This window comes from Streptomyces coelicoflavus (assembly GCF_003112555.1).
GTDB classification, from domain to species: domain Bacteria; phylum Actinomycetota; class Actinomycetes; order Streptomycetales; family Streptomycetaceae; genus Streptomyces; species Streptomyces coelicoflavus.
This window is the reverse complement of sequence record NZ_BEWB01000002.1, coordinates 500,828-516,095: the sequence shown is the minus strand read 5'-3', so window position 1 is coordinate 516,095 and position 15,268 is coordinate 500,828. Positions and strand designations below refer to the sequence as shown.

Below are 15,268 nucleotides of genomic sequence, written 5' to 3'. Positions count from 1 at the left end.
ACGGAGGACATCGTGAGCGACGAGTCCGTCATATCCCTGCGCGGCGTCCGCGCCGAGCTGGGCTCACGCCCCGTCCTGCGCGGCATCGACCTCACCGTGCGGCGCGGCCAGGTGGTCGCGCTGCTCGGCGCCAACGGCTCGGGCAAGTCGACGGCCGTGCGCACGGTCATCGGCCAGGTGCCGGTGACGGACGGGGAGATCGAGCTGTTCGGCACCCCCAGGCGCCGCTTCCGCGACTGGGCGCGCGTGGGCTATGTCCCGCAGCGCACCACGGCCGCGGGCGGCGTCCCCGCCACGGTGACCGAGGTGGTCTCCTCGGGCCGGCTCTCCCGGGCCCGCTTCGGCGTCCTGCGCAAGGCCGACCACGAGGCCGTACGCCGCGCCCTCGACCTGGTCGGCATGGCCGACCGCGCCAAGGACTCGGTGAACGCCCTCTCCGGCGGCCAGCACCAGCGCGTGCTGATCGCCCGCGCGCTGGCCGCCGAACCCGACCTGCTGATCATGGACGAGCCGATGGCCGGCGTCGACCTGGCCAGCCAGGAAGTACTGGCCGAGACCCTGCGCGGGCAGGTGGCGGCCGGCACCACCGTCCTCCTCGTCCTGCACGAGCTGGGCCCGCTCGAGCCGCTGATCGACCGGGCCGTGGTGCTGCGCGACGGCTGCGTCCTGCACGACGGCCCGCCGCCCGAGGCGGTCGGCCAGCACGCGCTGCCCGGCCACGACCACGTCCACCCGCACGCACCGGCGGGCGCCGAACCGATCCGCACCGGCCTGCTGAGCTGAGAAGGCGACGACCATGGAAATCCTGAACTACGCCTTCATGCAGCGGGCGCTGCTGGCCGCCGTCCTGGTCGGCATCACCGCCCCGGCCATCGGCATCTACCTGGTCCAGCGCCGCCAGGCCCTCATGGGCGACGGCATCGGCCACGTGGCGATGACCGGCGTCGGCCTCGGCTTCCTGCTCTCCTGGTCCCCGGTGTGGATGGCGACCCTGGTCTCCGTCCTCGGCGCGGTCCTCATGGAGCTGATCCGCTGGTACGGCAAGACCCGCGGCGACATCGCCCTCGCCATGCTCTTCTACGGCGGCATGGCGGGCGGCGTGATGTTCATCAACCTCGCGCCGGGCGGTTCCAACGCCAACCTCACCTCGTACCTCTTCGGCTCCCTGTCGACGGTCTCCGAGTCCGACGTGACCGCGATCTGCCTGCTGGCCGCCTTCGTGGTCCTCGTCACCGTCGGCCTGCGCCGCCAGCTGTTCGCCGTCAGCCAGGACGAGGAGTTCGCCCGGGTCACCGGCCTGCCGGTGCGCGCGCTGAACCTGCTGACGGCCGTCACGGCGGCGGTCACGGTGACGGTCGCGATGCGCGTCGTCGGCCTGCTGCTGGTCTCCGCGCTGATGGTGGTCCCGGTGGCCGCCGCGCAGCAGCTCACCCGCAGCTTCGCCGCCACCTTCGCGATCGCCGTCGCGCTCGGCGTGGGCGCGACGACCGGCGGCACCGTCACGTCGTACTACCAGGACGTGCCGCCCGGCGCGACGATCGTGCTGCTCACCATCGGCGCGTTCATCGCGCTGAGTGTGCTGGCCGCCCCGCTGGCCAGGCGACGCGCGCGGGCACTCGCCGCCGCGCAGCCCGCCGCGGATCCGGCGGAGTGCAAGATTCCGGCCACCAGGGGGGCCGCCGACGAGGTCGGCGTCTGACCGCGGTCGAACCGGGCTGGCACAATGGCCCGGCAAGCCGCGAAGACGTGAGGAGGAATCCGGTGACCACCGCTGGACCGCCCGTGAAGGGCCGCGCCACCCGGCAGCGGGCTGCCGTGTCGGCCGCCCTTCAGGAGGTCGAGGAGTTCCGCAGCGCACAGGAACTCCACGACATGCTCAAGCACAAGGGCGACGCGGTCGGGCTCACCACGGTCTACCGCACCCTTCAGTCCCTCGCCGACGCCGGCGAGGTCGACGTCCTGCGCACCGCCGAGGGCGAGTCCGTCTACCGGCGCTGCTCCACCGGTGATCACCACCACCACCTGGTCTGCCGCGCCTGCGGCAAGGCGGTCGAGGTGGAGGGCCCCGCGGTGGAGAAGTGGGCCGAGGCGATCGCCGCGGAGCACGGCTACGTCAACGTCGCGCACACCGTGGAGATCTTCGGCACCTGCGCCGACTGCGCGGGAGCCTCCGGCGGCTGAGCGGGTGGGGACCGGGGCTGCGCCCCGGACCCCCGTATCGGCCTGAACGGCCTCGTCCTCAAGCGCCGGACGGGCTTGGTTTCGCCACCCCGGCCTACTCGGTACTGCGGCCTTCCATGGCGAGGAGCTCCTCGTTGGGAATGGCGCCGCCGAAGCGGCGGTCGCGGGAGGCGAACTCCAGGCAGGCCCGCCACAGGTCACGCCGGTCGAAGTCGGGCCACAGGACGTCCTGGAAGACCATCTCCGCGTACGCGCTCTGCCAGAGCAGGTAGTTGGACGTGCGCTGCTCCCCGCTCGGCCGCAGGAAGACATCCACGTCCGGCATGTCCGGGTAGTACAGGTACTTCGCGAGCGTCTTCTCGTTCACCTTCGACGGGTCGAGCTTCCCGGCCCGCACGTCCTCCGCGAGGGCCTGCGCCGCGTCGGCGATCTCGGCCCGCCCGCCGTAGTTCATGCAGAAGTACAGCGTGAGCCGGTCGTTGTCCTTGGTCTGCTCCTGCGCGACCTGGAGCTCCTTGGCCACCGACTTCCACAGCCTGGGCATCCGCCCCGCCCAGCGCACCCGCACCCCGAGAGCGTCGAGGGTGTCGCGGGACTTGCGGATGAAGTCGCGGTTGAAGTTCATCAGGAAGCGCACCTCCTCCGGCGAGCGCTTCCAGTTCTCGGTGGAGAAGGCGTACAGGGAGATGTTCCCCACGCCCATCTCGATCGCGCCCTGGAGGACGTCCATGACCTGCTCGGCACCGACCTTGTGCCCCTCGGTGCGCGGCAGCCCGCGCTCCTTGGCCCAGCGTCCGTTGCCGTCCATGACGATCGCCACGTGCTCCGGAACCAGCTCGCCGAGCTTCGGCGGCCGCGCGCCGGACGGGTGCGGCTCCGGCGTCCTGTACTCCCGGCGCTGCCGCCCCAGAATCCCGCGTACGGCCATATCGGTTCTCTCCTACTTCTGCTTCTACTTCTCGACGTACCGCAGGGAGCGCAGTCCCCGCTCAAGGTGCCAGTGCAGGTAGGCGGAGACCAGTCCGCTCCCCTCCCGCACGTACCGCGGCTCGGCCGCGTCCGCCGTGCCCCAGTCTCCCGCAAGCAGCGCCCCGAGCAGTTCCAGGGCCTGCGGCGAGGGTACGACGCTGCCGGGCACCCGGCAGTCGACGCAGACGGAGCCGCCCGAGCCGACCGAGAAGAACCGGTTCGGGCCGGGCAGGCCGCACTTCGCGCAGTCCCCGAAGGTCGGGGCGTAGCCGTTCACGGCCAGCGAGCGCAGCAGGAACGCGTCCAGCACCAGCGTCGGCGCGTGCTCGCCCCGGGCGAGGGTCCTGAGCGCGCCCACGAGCAGCAGGTACTGCTGCACCGCCGGCTCGCCCTCGTGGTCGGTGAACCGCTCGGCCGTCTCCAGCATGGCGGTCCCGGCGGTGTACCGCGCGTAGTCGGTGACGATCCCGCCGCCGTAGGGCGCGATCGTCTCGCTCTGCGTGCACAGCGGCAGGCCGCGCCCGACCAGCTCGCTGCCCTTCGAGAAGAACTGCACGTCCACGTGCGAGAACGGCTCCAGCCGCGCCCCGAACTTCGACTTCGTGCGCCGCACCCCGCGCGCCACGGCGCGTACGCGGCCGTGACCGCGCGTAAGCATGGTGATGATCCGGTCCGCCTCGCCCAGCTTCTGGGTGCGCAGCACGATGCCGTCGTCGCGGAACAGACTCATGCCGCCCATTCTCGCGCATCCTTCAAGGCACCTCGCCACGGCTTCGCGCGTTGGTGTACGCCGTCGCCGCGCTGAGCCGCTCCGACGCGGTGGCGTGGCGTACGTCACCCGGTGCGGCGTCCCACTCCCGTCCCCCGCCGTACGGCCGCATCTGCACGTACGGCCCCTCGTGCCCCATGACGACCCCGACCCGTCCGCTGCGGGTGTCCACGGCGTAGACGCCGACGGGCGGTGTCGTCGTCATCGCAGGGCCGCCGCGAGGCGCCGCGCGGTCTCCACGGAACACCGGCCCAATTCGACGAGCGGGCAGGGGGCCTCCCGCGCGAGACTCACCGGGTCGAGCCCGAGTGAGGGCAGAACAATTCCTGCCTCGGCGAGCGCTGCGCGCAATTCTTTCACCGTGTCCTCCGCTCCTTCGACGCAGAGCGCCGAGTGTCGTGCTTCCACCGCGTTCCCTCCCTTTTACGTTTTCACTCTTCGTGTCCCCAGAATGCCGCGACGTGCCTACACTCGACAGGAGTATGCGCACTACAAGTGCGGGTCAGCGCATGGGGGTTGGTTATGGCCAATGGTTCACGGCAGGCCGCGTGGGAGTTCTTCGGAACGGAACTGAAACGACGGCGGGAGGACGCCGGAATCACCCAAGCAGAGCTGGGGGCACGGGTATTCGTCTCCGGCGGCTACATCGGGCCAGTTCGAACAGGCAATTCGTAAACCGCAGCTGGATGTGGCCCAGCGGATCGACGAGACACTACAAACCGACGGTATTTTCGAGCGCCTGTGCCGGAAGCTGATCGATGATCCGCGGTATGCGGATTACTTCGCGGGTGGCTCATGGAGTTCGAGGACGCTCCGCCAACCGCCTATACGGAGACGTCGTTTTCAGGGAGCCTGCTGGACGATCCGGCGGTGGTGCACCGTGCACGCCGAACCTACGATCTGATCAGGGGCGCCGCCCTGTCACCGGAGGCGTCCCTCACCGTGGTCCGATCGGCAGCCTGGACGGAGTTCGTACGCACCGTGGGGGCCACTCGTCCCACACGCGGTACCGCGACCTAGGACTTGCGTCCCCGCCCCTGTCGATCTTCCGGACGATGCCCAAGGCACCTCCGGCCAGTCAGAGTTGCCTCAGCCAGTCACGATGGAGGAGGCACACCATGTCGTACCCGGAGCCGCGCTACCTCGGTGAGAACGGCGAGATCAACGCCGTCTTCAGGCCGGCCGACACCCCGCCGGACATCGTCTCTCCCGGCGGCACGACCACCCACTACCTCGCGAGCCACGCCTCCACCGGGGGCGAGTTCGGCCTGTACAAGGTGGACATGGGGCCCAAGGCGCCCGGCGCCAGGACGCACTTCCACCGGGGCATCTCCGAGTCCTTCTACGTCCTGTCGGGAGAGGTGGAGCTCTACAACGGCGAACGCTGGGTCACCGGCCGCCAGGGCGACTTCCTGTATGTCCCGGTCGGCGGGCTGCACGCCTTCAAGAACGACAGCGACGACCCGCTGTCCATGCTGATGCTCTTCTCACCGGGCGCTCCGCGCGAGGAGTACTTCGAGCGCGTCGCCGACTTCGCGCAGCGGGGCGGTGAGGAGCTGCGGGCGTTCCAGGTCCGGCACGACAGCTTCTTCGTCGAGGGTTGACGGACGGGTACCCCGGGAGGGGGTTCGCAGGCCGTTGTTCAGTCCTGCACACCGGGTGTCTGAACAACTCGTCCGGCGCTTGAGTGGCCCCATGATCACGCGCCGATTCGCCCTCGCCCTGTCCGCAGCCGTGACGACGGCCCTGACGCTGTCCGCCTGCGGCGGCGACAACGGGGAGACGGCCGACGACCGGCCGTCGCCCCGGGCCGCTTCCTCCGCCCCGTCGGAGTCGAAGCAGCCCTCGGCGGCCGCCTCCTCGGCCAAGCCCGCGACCCCCGCGGAGCTGCTGCCGCTCTTCCGCGTCACCTACGGCATGAGCACCTCCCCGATGTGCAGCCACGTCGCCTGGGACGACCCCGGCTGCGGGCAGGACCTCACCGCGGCCGCGGAACTCGCCGGCGCGATGGCCAAGAGCATCGGGCGCGACTTCCCCGACGGTGAGTACACCGAGGTCGAGAAGTCCGCGGACCACGTGGTGAAGGCGGTGGGCACCGTCCGCAAGCTGGGGTGCTACGAGATGGGTTCGACACCGCCCAAGACCGACTCGGCCAAGCTGCGGGAGCTGTGCCCCTCGATGGGCACCATCGCCTCCCTGGCCTGGCTCAACTTCGAGAGCAACGTGACCCTCCCCTAGTCCGCACGGTGCTCCTCCTAGGGGGCAACCCCCCGTAAATACCGGGTTGTTGCCCGGATGTGGCGGCCCCCGGGCTTCGGCGAGGCTCGTCGCATGACGCAGCGCAAGCGAAGCAGAAGCATCCGCAACGCCGCCATCGTCGGCGTGTCCACCGCCCTCCTGGGCATCACCGCACCGGTGACCGCCTCCGCGACGGGCACGAACAGGCCCGAGCCCCTCACCTGGTCCGCCTGCGAGGGCACGGGGCTCGACCCCCGGCAGGAGTGCGCCACCCTCGACGTGCCGATGGACTACGCCGATCCCGACGGTCCCCGTATCGAGATGGCCGTCTCCCGCATCCTCGCGGAGAAGCCGAACGCCCGGCGCGGGGCCCTGCTGCTCATCGCCGGCGGGCCGGGCGGGTCCAGCCTGGGCGACCCGTCCGGGAAGGGGCAGAAGCTGCCCCAGCGCGTCCGCGACACCCACGACCTCATCGGCTTCGCGCCGCGCGGGCTCGCCCCGTCCACTCCCGCCGACTGCGGCCTGGAGCACGGCGACCTCGCCACCTCCCGGCTCCGCCCCTGGCCCGCCCCCGACGGCTCGGTGGACGGGAACATGACCACCGCCCGGCGCATGGCCGACGCCTGCGCACGCAACGGCGGCGAGCTGATCAAGCACCTCAGCACCGCCAACGAGGCCCGTGACATCGACCGCCTCCGGGCCGCGCTGGGCGAGCGGAGGATCTCCGCGTGGGGCGTGTCGTACGGGACGTACGTCGGCGCCGTGTACGCGCAGTTGTTCCCCCACCGCACCGACCGGATCGTGCTGGACAGCGTCGACAACCCCGACCCGGCCCGGGTCAACCGCGCCTGGCTGGCGGCGCACGAGCAGGGCGTCGAGGACACCTTCCCGCACTTCGCCGCGTGGGCGTCGCGGCCCGGCAACCCCGACCGGGTGGCAAAGCGGGCCGCCGACGTACGTCCGCTGTTCCTGCGCCTCGCCGCCCGGCTCGACCGCGAGCCGATCCCCTGGCCCGGGGCCAACCCCGAGGAGCTGAACGGCAACGTGCTGCGCCAGACCATGCTGGAGACCTTCGCCGCCCCCGGCCGCTATCCGACGCTCGCCAAGCTGATGCTGGCCGCCCAGCGCGGCACCGTACCGCCCGCGCCCCAGGCGCCGCCCGAGGCGGTGCTCCAGAACGTCGCCGCCGTCGGAGCCGGTGTCCTCTGCAACGACGTCGCCTGGCCCCGCACGGCGGCCGAGTACGAGAAGGACGTCGCCGAGAGCCGGGCCAAGTACCCGCTCACCGCCGGGATGCCCCGCAACGCGATGCTCTGCGCGGCCTGGCCGTACCCGCCGCGTGAGGCCCCCGTCCGGATCACCGACCGCGGGCCGTCCAACGTGCTGCTCGTCCAGAACGAGCGGGACGTCAACACCCCGCTCGCCGGCGCCCTGCGGATGCGGGAGGCGCTCGGCCGGCGCGCGGTCATGGTCACCGTGGACTCCACCGGGCACGACGCCTACCTGGCCAACGGCAACGCCTGCGGGGACGCCACGGTCTCCCGGTTCCTGGCGACCGGGCAGCGCCCCGACGGGGACCTCTACTGCCGCTGACCACTCGTGCCCGGCGTCACCAGGCCCGACTCGTAGGCCACGATGACCAGTTGCGCCCGGTCCCTCACCTCCAGCTTGCCCATGATGCGGCTGACGTGGGTCTTGGCGGTGAGGGGGCTCAGGCCCAGGGTTTCGGCGATCTCCGTGTTGTTGAGGCCCCGGGCGACCAGGGTGAGGACCTGGCGTTCCCGGTCGGAGAGGCAGTCGGGGCCCGTTCCGGGCGTGTGGTGGGCCGACGGGCTGCGCAGGAAGCGTTCGATGAGGCGGGCCGTCGGGCCGGGCGAGAGGAGGGCGTCGCCGGCCGTCACCGTGCGGATGGCGTCCAGGAGTTCGGCGGGCCTGGTGTCCTTGACCAGGAACGCGGAGGCGCCCGCGCGCAGCGCGTCCACGATGTTCTCGTCGGTGTCGTAGGTGGTGAGGACCAGTACCTTCACCCCCGCCAGGTCCTCGTCGGCGGCGATCAGCCGGGTCGCCTCGATGCCGTCCAGGTCGGGCATGCGCACGTCCATGACGACGAGGTCGGCGCGCGAGGTGCGGGCCAGGTGCACGGCCTCGCGGCCGGTGGCCGCCTCGCCGACCACCTCCATGTCGGGGGCCGACGCCACGAGCAGGGCGAACGCCGCGCGCACGAGGTTCTGGTCGTCCGCGAGCAGTACGCGAATCGTCATCCGGTTCTCTCCGAGGTGAGCGTCGTGCCGGTCGTGGTCGGGGGTGCGGCGGGGGTGGGCAGTACGGCCGTCACCTCGAAGCCGTCGGTACTCTCCCGCGGTCCGGCGTCGAGTGTGCCACCCACGCTGCGGGCCCGCTCCCGCATGCCGACGAGGCCGAAGCCGGGGGTGCCCGCCGGGTCGGGGCCGGTGCCGTCGTCGGTGACGGACAGGCGCAGGGCGCCGGGCCCGGCGTACACCTCGACGCGGACGGACGGTTTCGGTCCCGCGTGGCGCACGACGTTGGTCAGCGCCTCCTGGACGATGCGGTAGGCGGCCGCGCCGACCGCGGACGGGACGTCGTCGGCGCGCACCGACAGCTCCACGTGGGCCCCGGCGAACCGGGCGCTCTCCGCCAAGTCGGTCAGCCCGCCCAGGTTGGGCAGCGGGCCGCGCGCGTCGGGGACGCCGGCGTTGTCCTGCGCCCGCAGGACCTCCAGGGTGGTGCGCAGTTCGCCGCGTGCGGTGCGGCAGGTGTCGGCGATGTCGTCGAGGGCCCTGGCGACGGCCGTCCGGTCCAGGCGTTCGGGGTCGGCGGTCAGGACGTGTGCGGCGACGGAGGTCTGCACGCCGATGAGGGTGATGCTGTGCGCGAGCAGGTCGTGCAGGTCGCGGGCGACGCGCAGGCGTTCCTCGGCGACGCGGCGCCGGGCCTCCTCCTCGCGGGTGCGCTCGGCGCGTTCGGCGCGCTCCACTATGGCGGCGACGTACTGACGGTAGTAGCGGATGTCGATGCCGCAGAAGAGGACGGCGATCACCCAGCCGGAGATGCGGAGCAGTTCGAGGGCCTGGTGGGTGTTGACGGTGAGCATGACGCTGACCGACACGGTGAGGACCGCGACGCCGGTCACGACGGTGCGCAGGGGGCGGCCGGTGACGGCCAGGGTGTACAGGGCCACGTAGGAGGCGGGGCCCACCGCGGTGTGGTTGTTGTCCATCGCGTGGTACGGCGCGGCCACGGCGACCAGCGCCGCGAGCACCAGCAGCGGGCGGCGGCGCCGCCACACGATCGGGACGTGCGCGGCGACCAGCAGCATCCAGCCGAGGGCGTCCGGGCGCTGGGCCTCGTGGGTGAGGAGCGCCAGGCAGACGGCGCCGGCGAGGAGGACCGCGGCGAGCACGGCGTCGTTGCGGGTGCCGTGCGGGGCGGTGCGCGGGTCGCGGTTGATGGCGGCGATGACCCGCTCGCCGACGCGGGGGCGGGACGCTGCCTCGGTGGTGGGGTGCACGCGTCCATACTCCGCGACCCGCGCGCCCCACCGGGAGGGGAGGGGCGCGCTCCGGTCGTCGGGCACCTCAGACACCGACGGTTTCCCGCACGCCGTCCGGCGAGGACGGTCCGGGTTCCCGGGACAGCCGGCCCGGCCACCACACCCGGCGCCGCAGCGCGACGCTGGCGCTGGTGACCAGGTAGGTGCGGACCAGGAAGGTGTCGAGCAGGACGCCGACCGCGATGACGAAGCCCAGCTCGACGAGCTGCACCATCGGCATGCTGGTGAGCACGGCGAAGGTGGCCGCGAGGACCAGCCCGGCCGAGGCGATGACGCCGCCGGTGGTGCGCAGCGCGGCCAGCGCCGCCTGGGTGGGTTCGGCGCCGTGCAGGGCCTCCTCGCGCATCCGGTGCATCAGGAAGATGCCGTAGTCGACGCCGAGGGCGACGAGGAAGACGAAGGAGAGCAGGCCGAGCCCGGGGTCGGTGCCCTCGAAGCCGAAGAGCGGCTCGAAGACGAGGCCGCCGATGCCGAGGGCCGCGCCCCACACGGCGACGACGGCGGCGACCAGGATCAGCGGCGCGACCAGGGAGCGCAGCAGCACCGTGAGGATCAGCAGCACCGACAGCAGCACGATCGGTACGACGATGACGGTGTCCCGCGCGTTGGTGTCCTCCAGGTCGATCTGCTGCGCGCTGGGACCGCCGACGTAGGAGCCGTCGAGTGTGTCGCGCAGTTCCTCGATGGTGGCGGTCTCGGCGGCCGACTGGGGCGGGTTGGAGGCCAGGACGGTCAGCTCGGTCCAGCCCCCGCCGCTGCGGCCGGCCTCGGCGCTCTCGACCCCGTCGGTGGCGCGGATCTCGGCGAGCGCGGCGTCGGCGCGGTCGGTGGGGCTGATGACGGTGATCGGCTGGGTGCCGGACTCCGGGAAGGCGTCGGCGAGGGTCTCCATGGCGGCGATCGCGTCGGGGCGGGTGGTGAAGGAGTCCTCCTGCTTGATGCTGCCGGGCAGGGCGAACGTGCCGAGCGCGAGGGCGCCGAGCAGGACGGCGCCGCCCACCAGGACGGTGCGGGGCCGGCGTTCGGCGGAGCTGCCCATCGCGGCGAACAGCGAGCGGCGGGCCTTGGGAGTGCTGCCGTAGCGGGGCACCAGCGGCCAGAAGACACGGCGGCCGAGCAGCACCAGCAGCGCGGGCAGCAGGGTCAGCATGGCGGCCAGCGCGCACAGCACACCGACGGTGCCCAGCGGGCCCATGCCCCGGCTGGAGTTGAGGTCGGCGGCGAGCAGGCACAGCAGTCCGGCGGCGACGGTGCCGGAGGAGGCGAGCACGGCGGGGCCGCAGCCGCGCAGCGCGGCGAGCATGGCGTCGTACGGCCGCTCGACGCGGCGCAGTTCCTCGCGGTAGCGGGAGACGAGGAGCAGCGCGTAGTCGGTGCCGACGCCGAAGACGAGGATGGTCATGATGCCGCTGCTCTGGCCGGAGACGGCGGTGCCGAAGGCCTGGTTGAGGCCGTAGGCGACGCCCATGGAGAGGTAGTCGGCCATTCCGGCGACGGCGAGCGGGACGAGCCACAGGAAGGGGCTGCGGTAGATGAGGATCAGCAGGAGGGCGACCACGGCCGCGGTGGTGTAGAGCAGGGGCCCGTCGAGGGAGTTGTAGACCTCGGCCGAGTCGGTGGCGAGCGCGCCCGCGCCGCCGACCTGGACGCTGAGCCCGTCGCCGCCCCGGGCGACGTCCCGTACGTCGTTGACGAGTGCGTCGCGCGCCTTCTCGTCCGTGCCGGGCTCGGTCGACGCGACCGGGTACATGAGGGTGGTGCCGTCCTTGGACGGGATGCCCTCCGGGCGGCCGGTGAGTTCGTGCGCGCCGGCGATCTCGGCGACCTGCTCGGCGGCGGTGGCCCGGTCGGCGGCGGTCAGTCCGGCGTCGCGGTGGTAGACGAGGACCATCTCGGTGGCCTCGCCGCCCGGCAGCCGCTCCTGGATCTTGGCGACCTGCGTGGAGTCGGCGCTCGCCGGCAGGTAGTCGACGGCCCGGTCCCGCTGCACGTCCCCGAGCTTCGCCGCGAACGGCGAGGCGATCGCCAGCACGGCGACCCACAGCCCGAGCACCAGCCAGGGCACGGCCCGCCGCCGCCCCCCGCCTGTCGTTGTGGCCCCCATCTGACGGGCCTCCCTCCGGTGGATGTCTGGATCACCCTCCAGACTTCCGCCGCCCGCACCCCACCGCGTCGGACGTGAGACCGACCCTGCGGCTACTGCCCGGGGTGACGTGGGGGGTTCGTTACTCCCGCGGGAGTACGGCGTGCGGGGCGACGGGTGACTCGGGTGGCCGGCATCCACAGGTGCAGGAGGTGTCGACGGCCGGACGCAGCGTCCACCGCGGCGCGTGCGAGAACGGGCCATCGCCGTTCCGGCTTGATCGCGCTCTTATGCGCTGGGCTCGCAGGGTAGTGCACTCAGGTGATGCTCCGGACTGCCGGGCTCGTGAGGGGGCTGTGGAGCTGTGACGTCGTTATCGAAGGCATATCGCTCACCAGGGAAGCTGACGGAGTATCTCCCGGATCCATGTGAACCGATCGACCGGTGGTTTCAGGCCAGGAACGCGTCAAACGTTCGCACCACGGCCCGAATCGTCCGGGACCTGTGCCCGGCGGCCGACCTCTTCGTGGATCCCCTTGCCGGCGGTGGAAGTTCGGCTTGCGCGGCGCGCCTGCTCGGCCTGCCCTTCTTCGGTATCGAATTGGACCCCCTACTGGCATGCGTGTGTCTCGCCAAGTCGACGGCTGAATCCGGACACGCGCGAGCCGTGCCTCCACTGGTGATTCCTGACCAACCACTGGCATCGTGTCTCTCAGTAACTCGCCGCATGAGCGCGAGCACCGAACATCCCGTGTCGGACCACGAAATACTGGCGGATCTGGCGGACAGCCCGTGCGCGTCCGCCAAGTCGCGCGTGCTGTGGGGCGACGCGACTCAGGCTGAGGTATGGGACGAACTGCCTGAGGAGGCACGACATGCCGTGCTCTACACCTCTCCACCGTTCGGCCTCTCCTCACCACGACCCCAGGCACCTCCAGGGCTTCGAGCGGAGGCCGAGCTGGCCCTGGTAGCGGCGAAAGCCGCTCGGTCTGGCATCGGACCTGGCACTTTTGCCTCGTACGACCAGATCGCATCCACCGTCGTCCTCCGCGCGGCGCACCGGCTCCGGCGGCTCACCGTGATACTCGAGCACGAACCGGCCGACGACGGCTCCGATTCCCGTCTCCCGGCGATCCGTCGACTGACCGACGCGTTGGGCGGTCGCATACGGGACATCCGAATCCTGGAGTGCGGCGCCTACTCACCACGTGGCTTGTTCTCTCTGATCGTCTGCGAGGTAGTTCAGTGAAGGCAGACTCATCCGCTTACTCACTCACCGAGCACGAGTGGCCCGCGCTCGCCGCCAGCACCATCAATCTGGCTGACGCGCACGCCCGTCACTCCCTGTCCTCCGACTCTGTCCGACGTGTTTCCGAGGTAACACAGAACCTCTTGGCCGATTCCGGGTCCGACTACTTCGAGGCAGAAACCTGGTTCCGCGAGGCTCTCACCCTCCACACCGGCCAGCACTACCCGATGCGCTCTTCCTACCTGACGTACTCTGCTTCCATCGCCCTGGATGTGATCGGCAAGTACCTGCGGTCGGTGCAGGGGCCGATCGGTATGCTCACGCCGACTTTCGACAGTGTGCCGGCGCTCTTCGGCAGGAGTGGCCTGGATCTGGTGCCCGTCCCAGAAGACCGAATCCTGCCGAACTGCGACACCGGCTTCCTCGACTCACTGGAACTCGGCGCACTCGTCGTCGTAGCGCCTAACAACCCGACCGGCGCGGTGCTGACGCCCGATCAGGCATGCGCGCTTCTCGAGTGGTCGGCTCGACACGACGTACTTCTCGTTCTTGACGCGTCATTCCGGATGTTCGACCCAAGGCTGAAGCTGGACCTCGTCGAAATGGCGAACGACATTGGAGCCGACGTCACAACGGTCGATGACACCGGCAAGACCATCCCCTTGCACGACACCAAGGTCGGAGTGCTCACGGCTACCCGTGCCCTTGCCCGCGACCTCGGCTCCATCTGCACCGATGTGCTCCTCAACGTCTCGGAGCTCAACATCCGGATGCTCGCGGCGCTGCTGGAGGACGACGGACCGCATGGGGAAGCCGCCCGTGCTCGCGCCGTCGCCGCCGCCAATCAAAAGCATCTGGAGCAACGTTTCGGCCTCACACTGGACCCGCCGCATGAGCACGCATTCCAACGAAGCGTTGCCTGGCTGCACCTGGGGGGAGACCGGGACGCTGTCGTCGATGCCTGCCGGGCCAGGTCTGTGCAGGTGCTCCCCGGTGACCGCTTCTACTGGGACCGTGATCGCGACGACACAGACAATCCAGGATCGCAGTGGATACGCGTGCCGCTCCTGCGCGACAAGGACTTGTTCAACCGGGGTTTGGAGGCCCTGCACAGCGCCCGGCTTTCCGTAGAAGCCCCCAGGGAGACGGTGTGAGCAGCGACAGCAGAATCGTGCTGGTGACCGGCACCACGCTGGTCGTCCCCTCTGCGCTCCAAGAGGTCGAGGCCCGCGGGTACACCCTGCGCAGACTTGAGCAGGACGAGATCAGCGGGGCTGAGCTTCACCAGGCACTGCTAGGCGCGTCGGGGTATGTCATCGGCGGTTACGAGGAACCGGAGGCCGAGCACTTCGAGGAAGCGGATCTGCTTGAGGCTGTGGCATTCGTGGGCTCCGACTACCGGGGCATCGTGCCGGGTTGGCGGCGTGCCATGGAACTCGGCATTGCCTTTTCCGCCACCCCGGGCGCGAATGCCGACTCCGTGGCCGAATTCACGACCTTTCTCATGCTGGCTCTGGCACGACCGATTCTCGGATCGGTCGCTCGTTCGGGAGTTGACGGGCTCATCACGCCCGAGACAATGGGGCCTGCGGCATTGGAACTGCGTGGTCTCACCCTTGGTGTCATCGGCCCGGGCCGTATCGGCACGCGTGTGGCCACGATTGCTTCGGCCGGTCTTGGCATGCGCGTCGTCTATACCGGTCCACGCCGGAAGCCAGAGTTCGAATCCGTGACTTCGGCGCAGTATCTCGAGAAGCCGGAGCTACTGGCGATGTCGAACGTAGTGAGTCTGCATCGTCCCGGCCCCGCACGGGGAGAGCGGCCGGAGATCGGCCGAACCGATCTGGAGCAGATGAAGGACGGTGCACTGCTGATCAACTGCGGGCATCCAGACCTGGTCGATCCGGCCGCCCTCTTTCACGTCCTCACTGGCAATCGCGGGATACGGGCGGCGAGCGATGGGCTGCGCCGCTCGCCGGCCTGGCAGGATCTGGTGTCCCTGGGGCCCGAGCGCTTCCTGTGCCTCCCGCAGACAGGCTTTCACACTACGGCGGCGAACCTTCGGGCTTCGTCGCTCGCTGTGCAGACGGTCTGCGCCGTTCTGGAGGGCACGGACGCGGAGGCCGCAGTCGAGAACCCGGACTACCGAGAAGTCAGACGGACAATCGGGCGGTTGATCAGGGACCGCAGGTGAGACCCGCGGGAAAC

At 70.7% G+C, this 15,268-nt stretch carries 15 protein-coding genes and 1 pseudogene; 10 read left to right on the top strand and 6 right to left on the bottom strand.

Going from position 1 to position 15,268, the window contains the following annotated elements; all coding sequences use genetic code 11:
- Positions 1-12: 12 nt before the first annotated feature.
- The 3 genes from Sco07f_RS02530 to Sco07f_RS02520 all read left to right on the top strand — a co-directional run bounded on the left by Sco07f_RS02530 (position 13) and on the right by Sco07f_RS02520 (position 2,181).
- Entirely contained in the window at positions 13-783 is a 771-nt protein-coding gene (locus tag Sco07f_RS02530; protein ID WP_054100541.1) for a metal ABC transporter ATP-binding protein, read from the top strand.
- A gap of 13 nt (positions 784-796) precedes the next feature.
- A complete protein-coding gene (locus Sco07f_RS02525; protein WP_087791017.1) occupies positions 797-1,699 on the top strand; it encodes a metal ABC transporter permease in 903 nt (300 codons plus the stop codon).
- A 62-nt stretch (positions 1,700-1,761) separates the two neighbouring features.
- Positions 1,762-2,181 carry a Fur family transcriptional regulator gene (locus Sco07f_RS02520; protein ID WP_007449657.1) on the top strand — a complete coding sequence of 140 codons (420 nt, stop codon included), beginning with the start codon at positions 1,762-1,764 and terminating at the stop codon, positions 2,179-2,181.
- A 94-nt stretch (positions 2,182-2,275) separates the two neighbouring features.
- Here the strand turns inward: Sco07f_RS02520 and Sco07f_RS02515 are convergent, their stop codons facing one another.
- The 3 genes from Sco07f_RS02515 to Sco07f_RS02505 are packed head-to-tail and all read right to left on the bottom strand — an operon-like array spanning position 2,276 to position 4,124.
- Positions 2,276-3,109, bottom strand: coding sequence for an isoprenyl transferase (locus Sco07f_RS02515; protein WP_087791015.1), 834 nt, complete (start codon positions 3,107-3,109; stop codon positions 2,276-2,278).
- Positions 3,110-3,133: 24 nt separating this feature from the next.
- Positions 3,134-3,880, bottom strand: a complete 747-nt coding sequence (recO, locus tag Sco07f_RS02510; RefSeq protein WP_042826133.1) for a DNA repair protein RecO — start codon at positions 3,878-3,880, stop codon at positions 3,134-3,136.
- Between the two features lie 22 nt (positions 3,881-3,902).
- Complete coding sequence (locus tag Sco07f_RS02505; protein ID WP_007449592.1) at positions 3,903-4,124, bottom strand: hypothetical protein; 222 nt, start codon at positions 4,122-4,124, stop codon at positions 3,903-3,905.
- A 317-nt stretch (positions 4,125-4,441) separates the two neighbouring features.
- On the opposite strand from Sco07f_RS02505, the pseudogene Sco07f_RS40455 reads away from it, so the two are divergent.
- The 4 genes and pseudogenes from Sco07f_RS40455 (at position 4,442) to Sco07f_RS02480 (ending at position 7,750) form a co-directional block, all read left to right on the top strand.
- Positions 4,442-4,939, top strand: a pseudogene (locus tag Sco07f_RS40455) (helix-turn-helix domain-containing protein).
- Between the two features lie 98 nt (positions 4,940-5,037).
- Positions 5,038-5,523 carry a cupin domain-containing protein gene (locus tag Sco07f_RS02490; RefSeq protein ID WP_108986794.1) on the top strand — a complete coding sequence of 162 codons (486 nt, stop codon included), beginning with the start codon at positions 5,038-5,040 and terminating at the stop codon, positions 5,521-5,523.
- 91 nt (positions 5,524-5,614) lie between these two features.
- Positions 5,615-6,157 (top strand): hypothetical protein, encoded by a 543-nt coding sequence (locus tag Sco07f_RS02485; RefSeq protein WP_108986793.1) that lies wholly within the window; start codon positions 5,615-5,617, stop codon positions 6,155-6,157.
- A 93-nt stretch (positions 6,158-6,250) separates the two neighbouring features.
- Positions 6,251-7,750: an alpha/beta hydrolase gene (locus Sco07f_RS02480; protein WP_108986792.1), complete on the top strand. Its 1,500-nt coding sequence runs from the start codon at positions 6,251-6,253 to the stop codon at positions 7,748-7,750.
- Here Sco07f_RS02480 and Sco07f_RS02475 read toward each other — a convergent pair.
- The 3 genes from Sco07f_RS02475 to Sco07f_RS02465 all read right to left on the bottom strand — a co-directional run bounded on the left by Sco07f_RS02475 (position 7,738) and on the right by Sco07f_RS02465 (position 11,832).
- A complete protein-coding gene (locus Sco07f_RS02475) occupies positions 7,738-8,418 on the bottom strand; it encodes a response regulator transcription factor (protein ID WP_087791010.1) in 681 nt (226 codons plus the stop codon). The two genes, Sco07f_RS02480 and Sco07f_RS02475, sit on opposite strands and share 13 nt — an antisense overlap.
- On the bottom strand, positions 8,415-9,686 hold the full coding sequence (locus Sco07f_RS02470; RefSeq protein WP_167467997.1) for a sensor histidine kinase: 1,272 nt from the start codon (positions 9,684-9,686) through the stop codon (positions 8,415-8,417). Before Sco07f_RS02470 ends, Sco07f_RS02475 begins: the two co-directional genes overlap by 4 nt.
- Positions 9,687-9,753: 67 nt before the next feature.
- Complete coding sequence (locus Sco07f_RS02465; protein WP_108986790.1) at positions 9,754-11,832, bottom strand: MMPL family transporter; 2,079 nt, start codon at positions 11,830-11,832, stop codon at positions 9,754-9,756.
- Between the two features lie 706 nt (positions 11,833-12,538).
- Here Sco07f_RS02465 and Sco07f_RS02460 point away from each other — a divergent pair.
- The 3 genes from Sco07f_RS02460 to Sco07f_RS02450 are packed head-to-tail and all read left to right on the top strand — an operon-like array spanning position 12,539 to position 15,254.
- Positions 12,539-13,060: a hypothetical protein gene (locus Sco07f_RS02460; protein ID WP_159106918.1), complete on the top strand. Its 522-nt coding sequence runs from the start codon at positions 12,539-12,541 to the stop codon at positions 13,058-13,060.
- The gene (locus Sco07f_RS02455) at positions 13,057-14,214 is read left to right on the top strand and encodes a pyridoxal phosphate-dependent aminotransferase (RefSeq protein ID WP_108986788.1); all 1,158 of its coding nucleotides are present in this window, start codon (positions 13,057-13,059) and stop codon (positions 14,212-14,214) included. Before Sco07f_RS02460 ends, Sco07f_RS02455 begins: the two co-directional genes overlap by 4 nt.
- Positions 14,211-15,254 (top strand): NAD(P)-dependent oxidoreductase, encoded by a 1,044-nt coding sequence (locus Sco07f_RS02450; protein WP_159106917.1) that lies wholly within the window; start codon positions 14,211-14,213, stop codon positions 15,252-15,254. Before Sco07f_RS02455 ends, Sco07f_RS02450 begins: the two co-directional genes overlap by 4 nt.
- The last annotated feature ends 14 nt before the right edge of the window (positions 15,255-15,268 follow it).

Coding starts and splice junctions, on each gene's coding strand:
- Sco07f_RS02525 (WP_087791017.1), top strand. CDS start 797: ATGGAAATCCTGAACTACGCCTTCATGCAGCGGGCGCTGCTGGCCGCC.
- Sco07f_RS02515 (WP_087791015.1), bottom strand. CDS start 3,109: ATGGCCGTACGCGGGATTCTGGGGCGGCAGCGCCGGGAGTACAGGACG.
- recO (WP_042826133.1), bottom strand. CDS start 3,880: ATGAGTCTGTTCCGCGACGACGGCATCGTGCTGCGCACCCAGAAGCTG.
- Sco07f_RS02505 (WP_007449592.1), bottom strand. CDS start 4,124: ATGACGACGACACCGCCCGTCGGCGTCTACGCCGTGGACACCCGCAGC.
- Sco07f_RS02490 (WP_108986794.1), top strand. CDS start 5,038: ATGTCGTACCCGGAGCCGCGCTACCTCGGTGAGAACGGCGAGATCAAC.
- Sco07f_RS02485 (WP_108986793.1), top strand. CDS start 5,615: ATGATCACGCGCCGATTCGCCCTCGCCCTGTCCGCAGCCGTGACGACG.
- Sco07f_RS02480 (WP_108986792.1), top strand. CDS start 6,251: ATGACGCAGCGCAAGCGAAGCAGAAGCATCCGCAACGCCGCCATCGTC.
- Sco07f_RS02475 (WP_087791010.1), bottom strand. CDS start 8,418: ATGACGATTCGCGTACTGCTCGCGGACGACCAGAACCTCGTGCGCGCG.
- Sco07f_RS02465 (WP_108986790.1), bottom strand. CDS start 11,832: ATGGGGGCCACAACGACAGGCGGGGGGCGGCGGCGGGCCGTGCCCTGG.
- Sco07f_RS02460 (WP_159106918.1), top strand. CDS start 12,539: ATGAGCGCGAGCACCGAACATCCCGTGTCGGACCACGAAATACTGGCG.